Source organism: Mesorhizobium sp. 113-1-2 (assembly GCF_016756475.1).
In the GTDB taxonomy this organism is placed as follows: Bacteria; Pseudomonadota; Alphaproteobacteria; order Rhizobiales; family Rhizobiaceae; genus Mesorhizobium; species Mesorhizobium loti_C.
Window position 1 is genome coordinate 2,649,222 of record NZ_AP023242.1, and the last position, 18,620, is coordinate 2,667,841.

General features: G+C 64.8%; 17 protein-coding genes. 7 read left to right on the top strand and 10 right to left on the bottom strand.

Features of this window, described 5'->3' with window-relative positions; translation table 11 throughout:
- The first annotated feature begins 47 nt into the window (after window positions 1-47).
- A complete protein-coding gene (locus JN279_RS12630) occupies window positions 48-1,007 on the top strand; it encodes an IS5 family transposase (protein WP_096447906.1) in 960 nt (319 codons plus the stop codon).
- Between the two features lie 163 nt (window positions 1,008-1,170).
- Here JN279_RS12630 and JN279_RS12635 read toward each other — a convergent pair whose 3' ends face one another.
- The 4 genes from JN279_RS12635 to JN279_RS12650 all read right to left on the bottom strand — a co-directional run bounded on the left by JN279_RS12635 (window position 1,171) and on the right by JN279_RS12650 (window position 8,316).
- Entirely contained in the window at window positions 1,171-3,249 is a 2,079-nt protein-coding gene (locus JN279_RS12635; protein WP_096449390.1) for a hypothetical protein, read from the bottom strand.
- Window positions 3,250-3,294: 45 nt separating this feature from the next.
- Window positions 3,295-6,117 (bottom strand): DUF4159 domain-containing protein, encoded by a 2,823-nt coding sequence (locus JN279_RS12640; protein ID WP_096449388.1) that lies wholly within the window; start codon window positions 6,115-6,117, stop codon window positions 3,295-3,297.
- On the bottom strand, window positions 6,114-7,046 hold the full coding sequence (locus JN279_RS12645; protein ID WP_096449386.1) for a DUF58 domain-containing protein: 933 nt from the start codon (window positions 7,044-7,046) through the stop codon (window positions 6,114-6,116). Before JN279_RS12645 ends, JN279_RS12640 begins: the two co-directional genes overlap by 4 nt.
- A gap of 265 nt (window positions 7,047-7,311) precedes the next feature.
- The gene (locus JN279_RS12650; RefSeq protein WP_096449384.1) at window positions 7,312-8,316 is read right to left on the bottom strand and encodes an AAA family ATPase; all 1,005 of its coding nucleotides are present in this window, start codon (window positions 8,314-8,316) and stop codon (window positions 7,312-7,314) included.
- A gap of 141 nt (window positions 8,317-8,457) precedes the next feature.
- Between JN279_RS12650 and JN279_RS12655 the strand changes: the two genes are divergently transcribed.
- From JN279_RS12655 to JN279_RS12665, 3 genes are read left to right on the top strand one after another with little or no spacing between them, the layout of a single operon-like run.
- Window positions 8,458-9,087 (top strand): DUF1285 domain-containing protein, encoded by a 630-nt coding sequence (locus JN279_RS12655; RefSeq protein ID WP_202353706.1) that lies wholly within the window; start codon window positions 8,458-8,460, stop codon window positions 9,085-9,087.
- Complete coding sequence (locus JN279_RS12660) at window positions 9,087-9,719, top strand: CoA pyrophosphatase (protein ID WP_202352910.1); 633 nt, start codon at window positions 9,087-9,089, stop codon at window positions 9,717-9,719. Before JN279_RS12655 ends, JN279_RS12660 begins: the two co-directional genes overlap by 1 nt.
- Window positions 9,716-10,978 carry a CCA tRNA nucleotidyltransferase gene (locus JN279_RS12665; protein ID WP_202352911.1) on the top strand — a complete coding sequence of 421 codons (1,263 nt, stop codon included), beginning with the start codon at window positions 9,716-9,718 and terminating at the stop codon, window positions 10,976-10,978. Before JN279_RS12660 ends, JN279_RS12665 begins: the two co-directional genes overlap by 4 nt.
- 160 nt (window positions 10,979-11,138) lie before the next feature.
- Here the strand turns inward: JN279_RS12665 and JN279_RS12670 are convergent, their stop codons facing one another.
- The 4 genes from JN279_RS12670 to hemF all read right to left on the bottom strand — a co-directional run bounded on the left by JN279_RS12670 (window position 11,139) and on the right by hemF (window position 14,366).
- Window positions 11,139-12,119, bottom strand: coding sequence for a S8 family serine peptidase (locus JN279_RS12670; RefSeq protein ID WP_096449374.1), 981 nt, complete (start codon window positions 12,117-12,119; stop codon window positions 11,139-11,141).
- An 81-nt stretch (window positions 12,120-12,200) separates the two neighbouring features.
- Complete coding sequence (locus tag JN279_RS12675; RefSeq protein ID WP_202352912.1) at window positions 12,201-12,779, bottom strand: hypothetical protein; 579 nt, start codon at window positions 12,777-12,779, stop codon at window positions 12,201-12,203.
- Window positions 12,780-13,079: 300 nt separating this feature from the next.
- Complete coding sequence (locus tag JN279_RS12680; RefSeq protein WP_202352913.1) at window positions 13,080-13,265, bottom strand: DUF1059 domain-containing protein; 186 nt, start codon at window positions 13,263-13,265, stop codon at window positions 13,080-13,082.
- Window positions 13,266-13,451: 186 nt separating this feature from the next.
- A complete protein-coding gene (hemF, locus tag JN279_RS12685; RefSeq protein ID WP_202352914.1) occupies window positions 13,452-14,366 on the bottom strand; it encodes an oxygen-dependent coproporphyrinogen oxidase in 915 nt (304 codons plus the stop codon).
- Between the two features lie 171 nt (window positions 14,367-14,537).
- Here hemF and JN279_RS12690 point away from each other — a divergent pair, with 171 nt between their 5' ends.
- The gene (locus JN279_RS12690; RefSeq protein WP_023770299.1) at window positions 14,538-14,795 is read left to right on the top strand and encodes a hypothetical protein; all 258 of its coding nucleotides are present in this window, start codon (window positions 14,538-14,540) and stop codon (window positions 14,793-14,795) included.
- Here the strand turns inward: JN279_RS12690 and soxR are convergent.
- Window positions 14,792-15,238 (bottom strand): redox-sensitive transcriptional activator SoxR, encoded by a 447-nt coding sequence (gene soxR / locus JN279_RS12695; protein WP_096449366.1) that lies wholly within the window; start codon window positions 15,236-15,238, stop codon window positions 14,792-14,794. The two genes, JN279_RS12690 and soxR, sit on opposite strands and share 4 nt — an antisense overlap.
- Before the next feature lie 163 nt (window positions 15,239-15,401).
- On the bottom strand, window positions 15,402-15,860 hold the full coding sequence (locus JN279_RS12700; RefSeq protein ID WP_202352915.1) for a tRNA (cytidine(34)-2'-O)-methyltransferase: 459 nt from the start codon (window positions 15,858-15,860) through the stop codon (window positions 15,402-15,404).
- 443 nt (window positions 15,861-16,303) lie between these two features.
- On the opposite strand from JN279_RS12700, the gene JN279_RS12705 reads away from it, so the two are divergent.
- Window positions 16,304-16,699 carry a hypothetical protein gene (locus JN279_RS12705; RefSeq protein ID WP_096457771.1) on the top strand — a complete coding sequence of 132 codons (396 nt, stop codon included), beginning with the start codon at window positions 16,304-16,306 and terminating at the stop codon, window positions 16,697-16,699.
- 29 nt (window positions 16,700-16,728) lie between these two features.
- Window positions 16,729-18,615, top strand: a complete 1,887-nt coding sequence (locus JN279_RS12710) for an ABC transporter ATP-binding protein (RefSeq protein WP_202352917.1) — start codon at window positions 16,729-16,731, stop codon at window positions 18,613-18,615.
- The last annotated feature ends 5 nt before the right edge of the window (window positions 18,616-18,620 follow it).

Below are 18,620 nucleotides of genomic sequence, written 5' to 3' on the forward strand. Positions count from 1 at the left end.
ATTGGCTGGTTGTGATTCTCTGAGACATAAGCTCGGAGGACGAACCGATGGCGGTGAAGCGGACAGGTCAGTTGAGTCTGGTGGAGGGATTTCTGGGCGACAAGCTGTCGGGTGGCTCCTCGCCGCTCGACCGGTTGTCTGGCCTTGTGAAGTGGTACCGCTTCGAGAAGCTGCTTAACCCTCTGCGCGATGGCGGACCGGGTCGGGCGGCTTGGCCGCCGCTGGTGCTGTTCAAGGCACTGCTGCTGCAATCGCTTTATGGGCTGTCGGATCGCGAACTTGAGGAGGCGCTCGGCGACCGGCTGTCGTTCCGGCGTTTTGCCGGGCTTGGGCTGGGAGAGAGCATTCCCGACCACACGGTGCTCTCGCGCTTTCGCAATCTGCTTGTCGGTGAAGGGCTGCTGGAGAAGCTGTTTGGCGAACTCGACCGGCAGCTGGAGAAGGCCGGCGTGATCCTGAAGCGCGGCACGATGCTGGATGCAACGCTGATCGATGCAGTCTCAGCGCCGCCGACAGCTGAGCGGCCTTCGAAAGATGCGGACGCCCGTGTCACCACGCGGCAGGGCAAGGGCGGTTTCACTTTTGGCTACAAGGCCCATGTCGGCGTGGATGAGGGCTCTGGCATCATCCGCACGGTGATCACCACACCGGCCAACGTCAACGACACGGTGATGGCCGATGACTTGATCCGCAGCGACGAGAAGACGGTGTGGGCCGATGCCGCCTACGACACGCACGCCCGGCGTGCCCGGCTCAAGGCCGAGGGCAAGAAGGTGCGCATCGCGCGCCGCCCCAACAAGCATCATCCGGAGCTGCCGTTGCGGCTCAAACGCTACAATCGCCTCATCGCCAGGCGTCGGGCGGCGGTGGAGACCACCTTCGCCACGCTCAAGAACCGCATGAAGCTGACCGCGATCCGCTATGTCGGACTGGCCAAGGCGTCCGCCCAAGTGACGATGGCGGCGATCGCCTTCAACATGCGCCGATGGGCCGCCATCACGGGATAGGTGCGCCTGCAGTCCGGCCGTACGGGCCGAACCGCCACCTCAACCCCTCAAAACCAGACTCCAATCCACAAGCGCAAGCAACAACCCGCTGCATTCCACTCCCGTCCGCGCACTCCCGAAACTGCGCAACAGGCCCACAAGGGGAGAAGGAAGAGGCGTTGCGCTACCGTCCCTCGCGGTACCACATCGAGCCCATCGCCAGGAGCAGCAGGCCGAGGCCGAGGAAGCCGCCGAACAGCGGCACGCGCGAGACGGCCTTGAGCACGCTGTCGTCGGTGGTGCGCAGGCCGATCCAGTCGCTGCCCGACGCTTCGCCGGCCGAGCGCACCGGTACGATGGAGGGCAGCGTCACGTCGCTGCCAAGGGCAGAGGACGAGGCCAGCCGGCGCACGCTGCCGCCGGTGGCTTCCGTCGGTGCCCTCAGCAGGTTTTCGGTGGAGACGACGTCGGCGAATTCCGGCGCGTTGACCGGGCCGACATGGGCGAGCGCGGTGAGATCGCCATTGGCGACCTGGAACAGGCCGATCTCATTGGTCTGGACGCTGCCGAGGAAGACACCGGGCTCGGATTTGTCGAGCTTGACGGTCACCGTCTTGCCGGAGGGCGTGATGATCTGTGCCGGGCCTGGATCGTCGGCCATGGTCTGGCGGCGGATCTCCAGCACCATGCCGCGTCCCTCGGCGGTCAGCCGCTCTTCCTCGAGCTCGGGTTCCTTCATCAGCCAGTGGGCGATGCGCCTATAGAGCTGGACATGCGGGCCGCCGCCCTCGAAGCCGCGCGCCCACAGCCAGCCCTGGTCGGACAGGAGCATGCCGACACGGCCTTCGCCCTTGCGGTCGAGCAGGAGCAGGGGCCGGTTGTCGGCACCCTTCATCACCACTTCGCCTTGCGGATTCTGCACGCCGATGGTGCGGAACCAGCGGCTCCAGTGCGGTGGCTCGGTGGCCGAACCGTCGAGGCCGCGCGTCACCGGATGACGCTGGCCGAGGTCGGTCAGCCGCGGATAGAAGGCCTTTTCGACCACCTCGCCGGTCGGCATCGCCGGCAGGGCCGACATCAGCGGCGTGCGCGCGATCGAAGCCTCGCCGGCATATTCGGGGCCGGCGGCGATCAGCAGCGCGCCGCCCTTTTCGACATATTCGGAGATGTAGTCGTAATAGAGGATCGGCAGCACGTCGCGGTGCTGGTAGCGGTCGAAGATGATGAGGTCGAAATCCTTGATCTTCTCGACGAACAACTCGCGGGTCGGGAAGGCGATGAGCGACAGTTCGTTGATCGGCGTGCCGTCCTGTTTCTCCGGCGGCCGCAGAATGGTGAAGTGAACGAGATCGACCGAGGCGTCGGATTTCAAGAGATTGCGCCAGGTGCGCTCGCCCGCATGCGGTTCGCCCGATACGAGCAGGACGCGCAGATTCTCGCGGATGCCGTCGACCAGCGCGATGGCGCGGTTGTTGGTGTCGGTGAGTTCGCCCGGTTCGCGGTCGATGGCGAGTTCGATGATGTTGCGGCCAGCGCCAGGGATGGTCACCTGCAGCGGCATCGCCTGGCCGACGGTGGCATGCTCGACCGAGACCTGCTCGCCATTGACCGAGACGCGCACATCGACCGGGCCGGTCTCGTTCTCCGTCGAAATGACGCGGTAAGTCATGTCGAGCGGCTTGCCGACGATGCCGAAACGCGGCGCGTTCTCGAAGCGGATGCGACGATCCTTTTCGTGGTCATTGCCGGTGATCAAAGCGTGCAGCGGCGCGTTGAAGTCGGGCGCGCCGGGAGGCGCGTCATGCACCTCGCCATCGGTGATCATGATGGCGCCGCCGATGCGCGACGGCGGCACGTCGCGGAAGGCGCCTTCCAGCGCGCCGAACAGCCGCGTTTCCGTACGCTCCTCGGCGGCGTCGGACTTGCCGGCCTCGACGACGCGGACGTCGAACTGCTTGAAGCGGCCAAGACGCTGCTGCAGCCCGGCCACCGCCTCGTCGGTCTGCCTGGTGCGTTCGCCAATGTCCTGGCTCTGGCTGCGGTCGACGATCAGCGCAACGACGCTCTTCAGCGGCTCGCGCTCCTCATTGAGGAACACCGGGTTGAACAGAGCGGCGGCGAGCGCCAGCAGGGCGACGAAGCGCAGCACACCGCCGCGCTGGCGAAACCACAGGCCGACAAGCGCCAGCAGCAAAAGCGGCACCAGCACCACGGCCAACAAGGGCCAGGAGATCAGCGGTTCGAAGGAGATCGACCAGTTCATGGCTTACCCCGGTCGATCCGCGGAGATGCAATAAAGAACCTCATCTTATTGCCCCAGCCGTTCGAGCAATATGGGCACATGCACCTGGTCGGATTTGTAGTTGCCGGTCAGCATGTACATCATGATGTTGACGCCGGCGCGCAGCGCATAGACGCGCTGCATCGGGTCGGCCGGCACGGTCGGCAGCAGCGGGTCGCCATTCTCATCGACCGCCCAGGCGCCGGCGAAATCATTGGCGGTGATCATGATCGGCGAGACGCCGTCGCCGGTGCGCACCGGCCGGTTGTCGGCATTGCTGGCGTCGAGCGAGGCCTCGACCCAGAGCGGGCTGCCGGCGAAGCGGCCGGGGAATTCCGGCAGGATGAAGAAGGACTTGGTCAGCACGTGGTCCGACGGCACCGGCTCCAGCGGCGGCACGTTGAGGTTGCCGAGGATGTCGCGCAGCCGCTCGGTCGCCGGGCTGGTGGAATCGGCGCCGATGCCGTTGGCGAACTGGTCGCGTGTGTCGAACAGCACCGTGCCGCCCTGTTGCATATAGGCGTCGATGCGGGCGATCGCCGCCTGGCTCGGCATGGGCGCCGCCGGATCGATCGGCCAGTAAATCAAGGGATAGAAGGACAGTTCGTCCTTCGCAATGTCGACGCCGGCCGGCGCGCCGGGTTCCAGCGCGGTCTTCTCGATCAGGAAGCGGGTCAGGCCCTCGAGCCCGGCGCGGCTGATCGAATCGTCGCCCGGCACGCCGGTCAGCACATAGGCGATGCGGGTCTTCGAAATCGCCGTGATGGCCGCCTCGTCGCCCGGCTTGGCATCGTCGGCGCGGGCGAAATCGGCATGGCCGAACAACGCGCCAAGCGCGATCAGGACCGCCGCGGTGGTGGCCGCCGCGCCGGCGCGGCGCGGCCGGCGCGAAAACAGGCCGCCCATCCAGAACACCGCCAGCGTGTCGAGCAGCATCAACACCAGGGCGGCGGTGACCAGCGAACCTTTCAGATTGCGCGATTCATCGAAGGCATATTGGATCGTGGTGACCGGCACGGCGATCTGCGGGCGCGCCAGAGGCGCGAACGTGCTAGCGGCATCGAGCAGGTTGTGGGCGAAGACGCCGGTCTCGGAGCCGTACAGGCCGGGCGGGTTCTCGAAGGTTACCGGCAGTGCGCCGGCGCCCGGCACCAGCGGCCGCGCATCCGGTGTCGGCGGCACCAGCGAGCCGTCGGCCGCGATCATGCGGTAGGGCGCCAGCGACGTGGCGGCGGCTTCGGCATTGGCGATCGCCGCGCCCTGGTTGCGTGACAGCTGGACGATACGGCGCAGCATCTCGACGAAGCTGCCCGAGATCGGCAGGTTCGACCAGGTCGCCTCGGGCGTGACGTGGAACAGCACCAGCGTGCCCTTGCCTTTCTTCAGCCCGGTGACCAGCGGCGTGCCGTCGGCGAGAGCGGCCCAGGTGCGCTCGACGATATCGGGTGTCGGCTCGGCCAGCACCTGCCTGCTCACGGTCACCTCGGTGGGCGGTGCGAGATCGGCGAAGGGACCGGCCTTGGGAAATTCGGTGACCGGCTGCGGCGAAGTCCATGACAGCGCGCCGCCCAGCGAACGTTCGCCGGTGCGCAGGCGAACCGGCAGCAAATCGTCGTCATTGCCGGCGGCGGCCAGCCGCGAGCCGGCGAAACGCACCAGCGTGCCGCCGTTGTCGACCCAGTCGACCAGCCTTTGCCGGACCTGCGCCGGAATGGTGCCGATATCGGCCATGATAATCATCGCCGGTTTCTGGTCGAGAATCTGCGGGATGGCGTCGGCGAGATCGGCGCTGGAGGGCTCGACCAGATCGGCGAAAGGCTGCAGCGCGCGCCTGATGTAGTAGAGCGGCGACAGAAGCGGCTGCGCCTGGTCGGCCTCGGCCTGCGACAGCAATCCGACGCGGCGGCGCTTGGAGCTTTCGTCGAGCACGCGCACCGCACCCGCCTGGCGCTCGCCGTCGAGGGCGATCGAGGCGAAGTCGTTGCGCAGCTCGAACGGCACCGCCATCGTGCCGGTGGCGGTGGCTTCGCCGGGCGCGAAGGTCAGCGTCGCATCGGCGATGCGGCGGCCCTTGTCGTCGAAGGCGCCGGCGGTGACCTGCGCCGGCGCCGGATCGCCTGGCGCGCGGATGGCGGTGAGCGCAAAACCATCGACCTGGTTCTCGGCGGCGGTGAGGCCGGTCAGCGAAAGCCGGTCGGCGGTTGCCCAGACGACGCGAGAGGCATTCTTCGACAAAAGCGTGTTGAAGGCGGCCTCGTCGCCCCTGGCCGCGAGGCCGTCAGCCAGCACGGCAACGCTGGCGCCGGGCAAGGTCTCCAGCACACCGGCGACGCGGGCATAGACGGCGGGCCGGTCGGTCGGGATCGGCCGCGGCTTGGCGGCGCGCAGCCGGTCGAGTGCGGCGGCGGCATCGAAGGGGCCGATCTCCGCATTGGCCTTTTCGGCGGTGAAGGCGATGATGACCGGCACGCCATTCGAGCCGGCATCCTTGATCAGCCGCTCGGCGGTGGCGACGCGCTTGTTCCAGTCGGCCGCACTTGCCCAGTCATTGTCGATGACCAGCGCAAGGGCCGCACCTTCGGCCGGCAGTTTTTCGCGCGGATTGAAGACCGGTTCGGCCAATGCGGTGACGATGAGGCCCGCCATCAGCAGCCTGAGCAGCGTCAGCCACCAGGGGCTTTGATGCGGCGTCTCCTCGCGCTTCAAGACGCGCGCCAGGATCTTCAGCGGTGGGAAGATCTCGGTCTGCGGCTTGGGTGGCGTCAGCCTTAGCAGCCACCAGATCACCGGCAGCGCCAGCAGGCCCCACAGCACCATGGGAGCGCCAAAGGAGAGCGGCAGCCAGCTCATGCGACGGCCACCTTTCCGGCGCGACCGCTAGCGGCATAAGAGCCATCGGCGGTCATGGCCATGTGCAGGCGCACCAGCGCGTCGGACGCCAGCCGATCGGTGTGGTTGACGGTAAAGCTCCAGCCGAGCCGCTTACACCAGCCGGCCAGCTCCTGGCGGCGGGCGGTGTAGAGCAGGCGATATTCGTCGCCGAGCATCTCGGCACGTCCGGCGGTCAGCTTATCGCCGGTCTCGGGGTCGGTGAACTCGGTGCGGCCGGCATAGGGGAAGGTTTCCTCGGCCGGGTCGGCGACCTCGATCAGGTGGGCGCGCACGCCGTGGCGGGCGAGCACGTCGAGCCATTCCATCGTCTCCTCGACCGGATCGAGGAAATCGCTGGCGATGACGATGTCGCAGAAGCGCCTGATGTCCGTGAGGTCAGGCTTTGCCGGCAAGTCGCTGGCATGCATCAGCTGGGCAGCGATGCGTTCGGCGCCGTTGCGGGCGGTGAACGGATCGGTCAGGCCCGGCCAGGCGATGCGCTCGCCACTGCGCGACAGCAGTTCGGCCATGGCCAGCGCCAGCACCAGCGCGCGCGATTGCTTGGAAACGCCGGCACCGGTCGATTTGTAGAGCATGGACGGCGAGGGGTCGGCCCACAGCCACACCGTATGGGCGGCTTCCCACTCGCGGTCGCGCACATAGGTATGGTCGTCGCGGGCCGAACGGCGCCAGTCGATGCGCGAGGAGTCGCCTTCGACATAGGGCCGGAACTGCCAGAAATTCTCGCCGATGCCGCGCTTGCGGCGGCCATGCCAGCCGGCGATCACGGTGTTGACGATGCGGCGCGCCTCGACCAGCAGGTCGGGCACAAGCGAAGCCCGCAACCGGCCACGGGCGAGCGCGTCGCGCGTCGCTGCCGGAGCCTGGACCTCGCCGATGCGCGCCATTAGGGTCTGGACCCGCTAATATGGTCGAAATGGTGTGAGGCCATCTGTTCGGATACGCGGAGCGAAGGCGCAGGAAGCCATTCGGCTTTCAAGTCCTCCGCGACAAAGTAGTCGGGCAGATGGACCACATCCTCCGGACGCCGAAATGGCTGCAAGCTGCGTCGTCGAAGCGCTTGGCCGGGGGAAAGACCCCGACCTTCGCGATTCTCCTCGCATCTTTTTGCCATTTCAGGCGCCATTTCGATCATATTAGCGGGTCCAGACCCTAAATCCCTTTCACGAGCTTCGCCACCACGTCGCGTACACTGGTGCCCTCGGCGCGGGCGGCGAAGGTCAGCGCCATGCGGTGCTGCAGCACCGGCTCGGCCAGCGCCCGCACATCATCGATCGAAGGTGCCAGCCGGCCGTCATAGAGCGCGCGGGCACGCGTGCACAGCATCAGCGCCTGGCTGGCACGCGGGCCGGGACCCCAGGCGACATGTTTGTCTGTCTCGGCATTGCCCTGGCCCGGACGCGCCGAGCGAACCAGGGTCAGGATCGCCTCGACGACGCTTTCGGGTACCGGCATGCGGCGGATCAGCGTCTGGATCTCCTTCAGCCGTGCCGGCTGCAGCACGTTCTGGGCTTTGGCGTCCTCGATGCCGGTGGTTTCCAGCAGGATGCGGCGCTCGGCCTCGATTTCGGGATAGAGGATGTCGACCTGCATCAGGAAGCGGTCGAGCTGGGCTTCGGGCAGCGGATAGGTGCCTTCCTGCTCCAGCGGATTCTGCGTTGCCAGCACATGGAAGGGCGCCGGCAGGTCATAACGGGCGCCTGCAATGGTGACATGATATTCCTGCATCGCCTGCAGCAGCGCCGACTGGGTGCGCGGCGAGGCGCGGTTGATCTCGTCGGCCATCAGCAGCTGGGCGAAGATCGGCCCGGAGATGAAGCGGAAGGAGCGCTTGCCGATCTCGTCCTGCTCCATCACCTCGGAGCCGAGGATGTCTGACGGCATCAGGTCGGGCGTGAACTGGATGCGGCGCGAATCAAGGCCGAGCACGACGCCAAGTGTTTCGACCAGCTTGGTCTTGGCAAGGCCCGGAACGCCGACCAGCAGTGCATGGCCGCCGGCCAGCAGCGCCACCAGCGTGCGCTCGACGACGGCCTCCTGGCCGAAGATCACCCGGCCGACCCCGTCGCGGATCCTGGAAATGTCAGCCAGCGCCTTTTCGGCCTCGGCGATCATGTCCGTTTCGCTGATCGGACTTTCCTTGACCATCACGCTCATTCGGCTCGATCCCTTTGGTTGGAAATACCAGCCTGCACCATATCATAGGTTGCCGCGATTCGGCCTCGCGTAGCGCCTATGGTCGAACTTAAATCACAGACTTAGGCTGACAAGCGGAACAACAGTGACTATTTCGTGACGATGGCGGAACACGACGAACATCGCGAACAAAGCCTTACGCAGGCAACCGAGGCGCGCGCCCTGGAGGCGCTGATCTCGCGCGCAGCGCGGGCCGGCAAAGGCGCGGCGCCCGTCGAGCGCTGGAATCCGGACTTTTGCGGCGATCTCGACATGGAGATCAAGGCCGACGGCACCTGGTTCTATCTCGGCACCCCGATCGGCCGCATGCCGCTGGTGCAGCTTTTCTCCTCCGTGCTGCGCAAGGACGCCGATGGCAGAACCTACCTGGTGACGCCTGTGGAAAAGGTCGGCATCCGTGTCGCCGATGCGCCGTTCATCGCCGTCGAGATGGATGTTTCGGGCAGCGGCGACGAGCAGATCATCACCTTCCGCACCAATGTCGGCGACGTGGTCGAAGCCGGGCCGGAACGGCCGCTACGCTTTGTCGACGAGCACGAGACCGGCGGCCTGAAGCCTTATGTGCTGGTGCGCGGCCGGCTGGAGGCGCTGGTGGGGCGGCCTGTCATGTACGAACTGGTCGGGCATGGCGAGGAGGTCGAGATCGGCGGCGAGACGATGTTCGCCGTGCGCTCGAAGGGTGCTGTGTTCCCGATCATGCCGGCGGACCAGTTGCAGCGGCTGAGCGCATGATGGACCAGCTGTCACGGTTGCCGTTTTCATCGGCCGATTTTCGCGCGCGCTTCGCCGCGCAGCCGGACGCGCATGCCGGCGACGACTATGGCGACCATCGCTTCAATCCCGGCCATCCGCGGCTCAACCAGGGCAAGCCGCTACGCAACGCGGCGGTGTTGATCCCAGTGGTCGATCATGACGGCGAGGCGACAGTTCTGCTGACCAAACGGGCCGAAAGGCTGCGCAACCATTCGGGGCAAGTGGCCTTTCCCGGCGGCACTATCGATTCCACAGACGCCAGCCCGGAGGCGGCGGCACTGCGCGAAACCTTCGAGGAGATCGGTCTCGGCCAGGACCGCATCGAGATCATCGGCCGTATGCCCGATTACGTCGCCGGCAGCGGCTATCGCATCGCGCCGGTGCTGGGCATCGTACAACCCGGTTTCCAACTGACCTTGAACGCCGACGAAGTCGATGCCGCCTTCGAAGTGCCGCTGCGCTTCCTGATGGATCCGGTGAACCACAAGCGCGACAGCCGCATGTGGAACGATCTCGAATGGTTCTTCTACGACATGCCCTATGGCGACCGGCGTATCTGGGGCGTCACCGCCGGCATCATCCGCACGCTCTATGAAAGGCTCTATGCGTGAGTGTTTCGATCGCTGGCAGGGCCAACTGGCTTGCCGACAAGCATTTGCAGCGCCTGCTTTCCGCCCTTTCGCAAGGCGGTGACGAGGCGCGTATCGCCGGCGGCGCGGTGCGCAACACGCTGATGGGCCAGCCGGTCGCCGATGTCGACATCGCCACCACCTGTTTGCCCGACGAAACCATCCGCCGCGCCGAGGCGGAAGGTTTCAAGCCGGTGCCGACCGGCATCGAGCACGGCACGATTACCGTGGTCGCCGGCGGCAAGCCCTATGAAATCACCACCTTGCGCGCCGATGTCGAGACCGATGGCCGCCGCGCCAAAGTGTCGTTCGGACGCGATTGGAAGCTGGATGCCGAGCGGCGCGACTTCACCATCAACGCGCTCTATGCGGACGCGGATGGCGCCGTCGTCGACCTTGTCGGCGGCATTGCCGACATCGAGGCGCGGCGGCTGCGCTTCATCGGCGATGCGGAAGCGCGTATCCGTGAGGATTATCTGCGCATCCTGCGCTTTTTCCGCTTCTTCGCCTGGTATGGCGAGGGCCGGCCGGACGCCGAGGGCCTGAAGGCCTGCGCCCGGCTGAAGGAGGGCCTGGCGCAACTTTCGGCGGAGCGCGTCTGGTCCGAGCTGAAGAAGCTTCTGTCGGCGCCCGACCCGTCGCGGGCGCTGTTGTGGATGCGGCAGGCCGGTGTGCTGACCGCCGCGCTGCCGGAAAGCGAGAAATGGGGCATCGACGCCATCCATGGGCTGGCCAAGGCCGAGAAGGATCTGGGCTGGGCAGCGGATTCGATGCTGCGGCTGGAGGCGATCGTGCCGCCGGATGCCGCGCGCATGAAGACGCTTGCCGAGCGGCTCAAATTTTCGACTGTGGAATCAGACCGCTTGCGCCACTGGGCACTTTCAACGGCCGTCGAACCGAAGACGACCGAAGGCGAATTGGCGAAAAGGCTCTATCGCGGCGACCGGCAAGGGTTTGTCGATCGGCTGCGGCTCTCGCTCGCTGCCGCGCGGGTGCGTGCTGTCGAGGACAATGCCGCGATGCTCGAAGCCGGCGGCTTTTCGCGTCTGCTGGCCTTCGCCCTCAAATGGGAAAAACCGGTGTTTCCGCTGAAGGGCGCCGATCTGACGGCACTTGGCGCGACGCCGGGGCCGAAGCTCGGCGAAATCCTCAAGAATCTCGAGACGGAATGGATCGAAGCGGGATTTGCGCCGGATCGCGGCGCGCTGCTTGACCGCGCGGCAAAGGCGCTGGAGACCTAGATCAGTTCACTGTTTCACGGAAACGGCGAACTGCTCTAACCCTTTGTTTTTACGCAATTCCGGACGGAAAACCGTTTCACACTTTTCCTGGAATTGCTCTGGAACGCGTCGCGCTCTAACGGATACAGGCGACGCGCTCGTCGAGCGAAACGCCAGGCGCCTACCTGATTGCCACCGGAGCCAGGGCGCGTGAAAGGCTCGCCTCGCCCTTGCCGTAGACGGAGGGGTTGTAGTTGACCAGCGTATCCGTACGAGCCGTATTGAGCAGATCGTTGGTGATCTGGGTCGGCGTCGCGCTGGTGAATTTGCTGCCGATGATCGCCGCATACCCTGAAATGATCGGCGCGGCGAAGGACGTGCCATAAAGGCCGGTCTTGTCGCCGGTGACACCCACGACGAGGAAATGGCTCTGCACAGCCGTGTTCGAGCCGGCGTAGTTGGAGTACCAGGCAAGCTGGGCCTTGTTGGACGTCGTGCCGTTGGTCGACAGCGCGCCGACGAAGATCGCCGAGGCTTTGCCGACCAGGGCCAGGTCGAGATAATCCTGCTGGCCGCCGGTGACGCCGCCCACGGCAACCGAGTCGTTGCCAGCTGCCTTCGAGACAATTGCCGACCCTTTGGCGGCGTAGGAAATGATCGAAGCTTCCTCCGGTGCCCAGCCGATCTGGTTTAAGCTGTAGCCCGCCTTGGCGTACATGCCGTAGCTCAGATTGAGCACGTTCAGACCGCTCGCCAGCGGGACGTATGAACCGGTGGTGAAGTCTTTCGACCTGATCGTCGCCAAGGGCGCAACCATGCTGGCTTCCTCGCGGGTCCATTCACCGTGCCGCTGGGTTTGAACCCCGAGGCCGAAATTGCCGGAAAAGCGCGACGTGCTGCTGAAGTCGTCGACCATGGTAATGGTGACGCCCTTGCCCTTGTACCCTGCGGCCCATGCGGCGCCGACGTCGGGGCTCATCCAGTTCTGTACCGTCTGTGCCGCCGGCGCGGCCGGGATCGTCGCGCTCACACATATGGACCCGCCACCGTGGCAGAGCGCGGCCGTCTCATCGGCGTTGAGGGCCTCCTGCGCCGACGCGAATGGCGCCGAAAGGATGACAAGGGCGGCGGCGAGGCCGAACTTCATGCAAGTACCCGACATGTTCCTACTCCAGTCAGACAACAACCAGGATGAGCGATCGCTTTCGGGGCGATGAATTCCTCATTCGCAGCCTCGCGGCGATCAGAAAGTAACACGGTAGTTCAGCCAGAGATGCTGGCTCTCCGGTTTAGCGTTAACCAGATATTTCAAGGTTTCCTCAGGCGCCATCTGGCTGGCCGCGAGCCGGCAATTGACGCTGTAGGTACCGAAGTCGCCATAGTCGGCTTCGCAGGACTTTTCGGTGAGCCTGCCGCCAAAGGTCGTGGTGAGCGACAGGGAAAGCGTGCTGTTCGGGCTCGGATGCATCTGCGTGAGGAAACCAAGCTTGAGGCTGGGCGCGATCCGATACTTCTCGCCCTCTTCTCCGGTCCCGAAACCCCAAAGGATGCCGGTATCCTCGGTGATCTGGGTCAAAAGGTCGACATGCATGTCGACCCAGCTCGCGCGGTACCATTGGTTGAACGAGACAAAGGTCCCGTTCTGAAGTTCGTAACCGCCATTGCCCAGGCCTCTCGCGCGATCGCTGAGCGGCGAGCCCTGATGGATGTCGACCAACGATGTCGTCATTTCCTGCGCGATGGCCGGGGACGCACCGACCAGCGCCCACAGCAGGAGCGCCGCCGTGCGGAAACCCACTCGATTGCCGGACTTTTCGCGCATGCGCGAAACACCTCGCCCCACCGTTCCGGATCAGTGCCTGGTGGCGACGGGCTTCTCTGGCAGCCCACTGTAGCCGGATTATCCGCGCGACATTGGCATGGGTTCGGTTACCGCAGGGTTTACTTTAGCGGAGGCAAATATGATTTTGACTTGAGAGGGCCTGGCTGGCGCCGCGCCCGCGATGGCGCCGAACGCGAGTCGCGGGCGTCACGGCCGGAGGCTGTTTTTACCCGCTGCTCCCAATGGTGAGCGCCGGCGCGGTTCGCTTGCCGCCGCCCACGAAGCAAAGCCGGGCAAAACCTACGCGGCGTCGCGAACCTTCTCGATGCGCGAACGGATCGCCTCGATCATCGTCTCGCGGATAACAGTCTCGCCATGCGTCTCGCGCATATGCTCGACGGCACGGCGCATCACTTCGGCTTCCTCGTCGGCACGGGTATGCCACTCACAGCCGGGCACGAGCGACCCGCAGTGGAATGCCTTCATCGGATTTCTCCTTTTCCTCCGGGGAGCCGATCGAGGCTCCGCCACTTTTTTTGGCTCACGGTGTATTCGGGCTGAATTCCCGGACGTGAGCGGGGGGCGAAGACTATAACACGGGAAGGCCGGTCTGGTTGCATCAAAGCATCGTGCGCCGCCCGCTCTGTCAACTCCAGACGGAACTGGCTGATCTTACGGCCAGCGCACCTCTGGCGGCAGGCTGGACAGGATCGACGCGACATTGCCGCCGGTCTTCAGGCCGAAGATGGTGCCGCGATCGTGCAGCAGGTTGAATTCGACGTAGCGGCCACGGCGGATGAGCTGTTCGTCGCGGTCGCCGTCGGTCCAGTTCTCGTTGAAGTTGGCGCGCACGAGGTGGCCGTAGACGACGAGGAAGGAGCGTCCGACATCCTGAACGAAGTTGAAGTCGGCATTCCAGCCGCCTTTGTCCTCGCCCGAATGCAGCCAGTCGAAGAAGATGCCGCCGGTGCCGCGCGGCTCGTTGCGGTGCGACAGATAGAAGTACTCGTCGCACCAGGCCTTGAATTTCGGGTGGTCGGCGACGCCGGCATTCTTCTCGCAAGCGAATTGCATGGCGCGATGGAAAGCGACGGTGTCAGGATCGTCCTGGGTGCGGCGGCGGTCGAGCACCGGCGTCAGGTCGGCGCCGCCGCCGAACCATTGCCTGGAGGTGACCACCATGCGCGTGTTCATGTGCACGGCAGGAACGTTGGGGTTCCAGGGATGCGCGATCAGCGAGATGCCGGAGGCCCAGAAGCGCGGGTCTTCCTCGGCGCCGGGCATCTGCTTCCTGAATTCGGGCGAGAACTCGCCATAGACGGTCGAAGTGTGGACGCCGACCTTCTCGAAGACGCGGCCATGCATCATCGACATGGTGCCGCCGCCGCCCTTGCCCTGGTCACGCTCCCACGGCGTCTTTTCGAACCGGCCCGGCGACCACGAGGCCAGGGGCCCTTGGAGATCCTGCTCGATCTGCTCGAAGGAACTGCAGATGCGTTCGCGCAGCGCCTCGAACCACAAACGCGCCTTCATCTTCTTCTCTTCGATGTCGGCGGGCAGGCCAGCCGGTATTTCAGGTCGTTCCAAGTGCCGTCTCCGGTTGCGGGGCGGCCCGCCCCTACAAATGACTCGTCTTTTGCCGGCGCGATCCCTAATCTCTTAGGGAACAGGGTCAAGTCACTTTGCTTTCGCGCATGATCCTTTCCGAAACTCGGGTTCCGGTTTCGGGGTCATGTGCCAGGTGCAAGGAGTTGTTTCGTGCGCACCCCGGCAAGACCGCCGCTGGATGGCCTGAAAAAAAGGCTCGACCAGAGCCGGGCCGAACGCGCGCGCATGCCGCGCGACGGCTTCCTGCGCGAAACCTTCGTGCTGCCGCGCTCCGATGCGCGCCTCAAGGCCAAGGAATGGTTCGAGCGCTTTCCCAAACAGGCCTACTGGACCGAGATCGAAAGCTGGTTCGAGCGGCCGGGCGATTTGATCGAATTCACCATCAGGCGGTTGCCGGCGGCAGATTAGGATTCTACCAACAGTCGCCTCGCTCCCGTACCCTCCCTGGCCAGCCGGTCGCCCTTGTTCCTGAGCGGGCATTTGTCGATCGACATGCAGCCGCAACCGATGCAGTCGGTCAGCCCGTCGCGCAGTTTCTTCAGCTGGGCGATCTTGTGGTCGAGCCCGTCGCGCCAGGCGGTCGACAGCAGGTTCCAGTCGTCGCGCGTCGGCGTGCGGCCTTCGGGCAGGGATGCCAATGCCTGGCCGATTTCCGCGAGCGAGATGCCGACCTCCTGGGCGACCTTGATGATCGCCACCCGCCGCAGCACGTCGCGGCCGTAGCGGCGCTGGTTACCTGACGTGCGGTGGCTGCGGATCAACCCGCGCGCCTCATAGAAATGCAGTGCCGACACCGCGACGCCGCTGCGCATGGCCACTTGGCCGACTGTCAATTCCGTTACTGGAGCCATTTCCCATTTTTTCCGCTTGACCTCAAGTTAAGTTGAGCTTGTAGCGAAGAAATGTTGGTAGGGCAAATGACAGGAGAGGGCGATGTGCGCCTGGGTGAGAATGGCTGGAGAAACCACTGCCGTCAGCAATGGCAAGGGTGGCGTCGCCGATGGGCCGCGGATTCTATCCGAGCTGCCGGATGGCTTCACCCGCCACCATGGCGACGGAGAGCGCGACATTGATGCTGCGCGCCGCACCTTGCATCGGGATGGTCAGCCGCGCATCCGCCGCCTGATGGACCGCATCCGGCACGCCTGCGGATTCGCGGCCGAACAGGAGGATGTCGCCGTCCGCGAAACTGAAGCTGGTGTAGGGGGGTGTCGCCTTGGTCGACAGAAGCACCAGCCGGCGCCCGTCCTTCTTGCGCCAATCCTCGAAGGCGTTCCAGTCAATGTGCCGGGTCAGGGCGGCCATTTCGAGGTAGTCCATGCCGGCGCGCTTGAGCGCCTTGTCGGAAAGCGGAAAGCCGGCCGGTTCGATGATATCGACGCCAAGGCCGAGGCAAGCGGCGAAGCGCAGGATTGTCCCGGTATTGCCGGCAATGTCCGGCTGGTAGAGCGCGATGCGGAGACGACAGTTCATTTCCGCGTCCTTCTAATAAGTGGCAGATCGGCCACAGGGGCTTCCCGGTTTTGGAAATTCCTGGACCTGCGGGTGGCCATTTTTTGCGAAGTCGGGTATACGGCCAGCATTGTCAACCCGAACCGATGGAGGGGAAACTCATGATGACCATGCACATCCAGCGCCCCTCTCGTGGGCTTACCTGCCTGCCGGCGGTTTCGGTACGACAATTCTCCTGACTCTCTAAGACTTGATCGCACCGATTCCCGCCGAAACACCTTTTCGGCTCTCGAAGGAATCCTGCGATGTTTTTCAAAAAGTCAAAAGGGCTGAACGCCCGAACTGAGCATGCCTGGACTGACGCTCGCCGTGTCCAGACAGACGCAATCCGCGCCTCCGGCCGAATGCCGGCGGACGACGTTGCTTCGCCTTTCCATCTCTATTTTCATACGGAGGACGGACCGATGTTCGATCCCTACAGAATACCTGGCTCGAGGAGCCTGCATATCCACCGGCTGCCGACCTGGGCGCTGCTGATCGGCGACACCTATTCGTCGGCGGTCCATGCCGAAGTCCGTCGCCGCCCGCATCGCGGCATGCTGCCGGATGTCGATTTTTCGCGCGCGGTGCCCGATCCGAGCCGGCCTTCGCTGGTGCGCCGGATCATCCGGCTGATCCGGCCGGGTGCGAAAATCCGGCTTGTCGACACCGCGCCGTCAGGATCGGCAAGCGAGCCTGTCGGCGAAAAGCCCGCGAACCCCTATATTGCGCGAAGCAGGGCCGACGGTCCGGATGATTCCGGACCGTCGGCCCTCGGCGCCACAAGGCCCGGGGACTTCGGACGTCGCCAAGCCGCGTAAGCGGAAAACAGATTTAATGAGCATGACCCATGTTGTTGTTTAACTGGTTTGAAAGAAGGCTCGATCCGTTCCCGGCAGCGGAACCGGTCGAGCCGCCCAAGACGCTGGTCGCCTTCTGCCTGCATTATACGCGCGGCGCCTGGCCCTATATCCTTGTCGATGCGGTGCTGGTGACGGCCATCGCCATCGCGGAAGTGTGGATGTTCGGCTTCCTTGGCCGCATCGTCGACTGGCTGTCGGCACAGAACCGCGAGACCTTCCTGCAGACGGAAGGCTGGAAGCTCGCCGCGATGGCCTTCATCGTGCTGTTCGCGCTGCCGGGCACGGTGTGGCTGCATTCGCTGCTCAACCAGCAGACGCTGATGGGCAACTATCCCATGCGCATCCGCTGGCAGGTGCATCGCTACCTGCTCAAGCAATCGATGAGCTTCTACCAGGACGAGTTCGCCGGCCGCATCGCCACCAAGCTGATGCAGACCGCACTCGCCGTGCGCGAATGCGTCATCAAGGTGATCGACGTGCTCAACTACGTCATCGTCTATTTCCTCGGCATGCTGTTCATCGTCGGTTCGGCCGACTGGCGGCTGGCCGCGCCGCTCGGCGTCTGGCTGGTCGGCTACATCCTGTTGCTGCGCTATTTCATCCCGCGCCTGGGCAAGGTCGGCGAGGAGCAGGCCAATGCGCGCTCGGTCATGACCGGCCGCGTCGTCGACAGCTACTCCAACATCCAGACGGTCAAGCTGTTCAGTCATGCCAAGCGCGAGGCTACCTTCGCCCGGGAAGGCATGATGGGCTTCCTCGACACGGTCTATCGGTCGATGCGGCTGGTAACGGTGCTTTTTGGTTCGCTCTATATCCTGAACGCGCTGCTGCTGTTCTCTGTCACCGCCATCTCGCTATGGCTGTGGATGGGGCAAGTGGTGACGATCGGCGCGGTCGCCGTGGTCATCGGCCTGGTTCTCAGAATGTGGGGCATGTCGCAGTGGATCATGTGGGAAATGTCGGGCCTGTTCGAGAACATCGGCACGGTGCAGGACGGCATCGCCTCGATCTCGCTGCCGCGCCTGGTCGAAGACAGGCCGGATGCGAAGGAGATCAGCGTTGCCAGGGGTGAGATCCGCTTCGAGGACATCCGCTTCCACTACGGCAAGCAGAAAGGCGTGATCGAAAGCCTGTCGCTGGCGGTGAAGCCGGGCGAGAAGGTCGGCATTGTCGGCCGCTCGGGCGCCGGCAAGTCGACACTGGTCAATCTGCTCCTGCGCTTCTATGACCTGGAAGGCGGCCGGATCCTGATCGACGGACAGGAGATCGCCGGCGTGAAGCAGGATTCTCTGCGGGCCCAGATCGGCATGGTCACGCAGGACACCTCGCTGCTGCATCGTTCGGTGCGCGAGAACATCCTCTACGGCCGGCCCGATGCATCAGAAGAGATGCTTGTCGAGGCGGCGCGGCGGGCCGAGGCGCTGGACTTCATTGGCGGCCTCGCGGACCACAAAGGCCGCAAGGGGTTCGACGCTTATGTCGGTGACCGCGGCGTCAAATTGTCCGGCGGCCAGCGGCAACGCATCGCCATTGCTCGCGTAATGTTGAAGGATGCACCGATACTTATCCTTGACGAGGCGACGTCGGCGCTGGATTCCGAAGCCGAAGCGGCCATCCAGGAGAATCTCTACAAGCTCATGCAGGGCAAGACCGTCATCGCCATTGCCCACCGGCTGTCGACCATCGCGGCGATGGACAGGCTTGTGGTGATGGACCAGGGTCGGGTCATCGAGGAAGGTTCGCACGACGAACTGGTCGCCAAGGGCGGGCTCTACGCGCAGCTCTGGCAGCGCCAGTCGGGCGGGTTCCTGTTCGAGGACATCCCGGCCGATATCGCCAACGACGTGATCGCGAAGGGGCAAGCCGCAGAATGATGGCC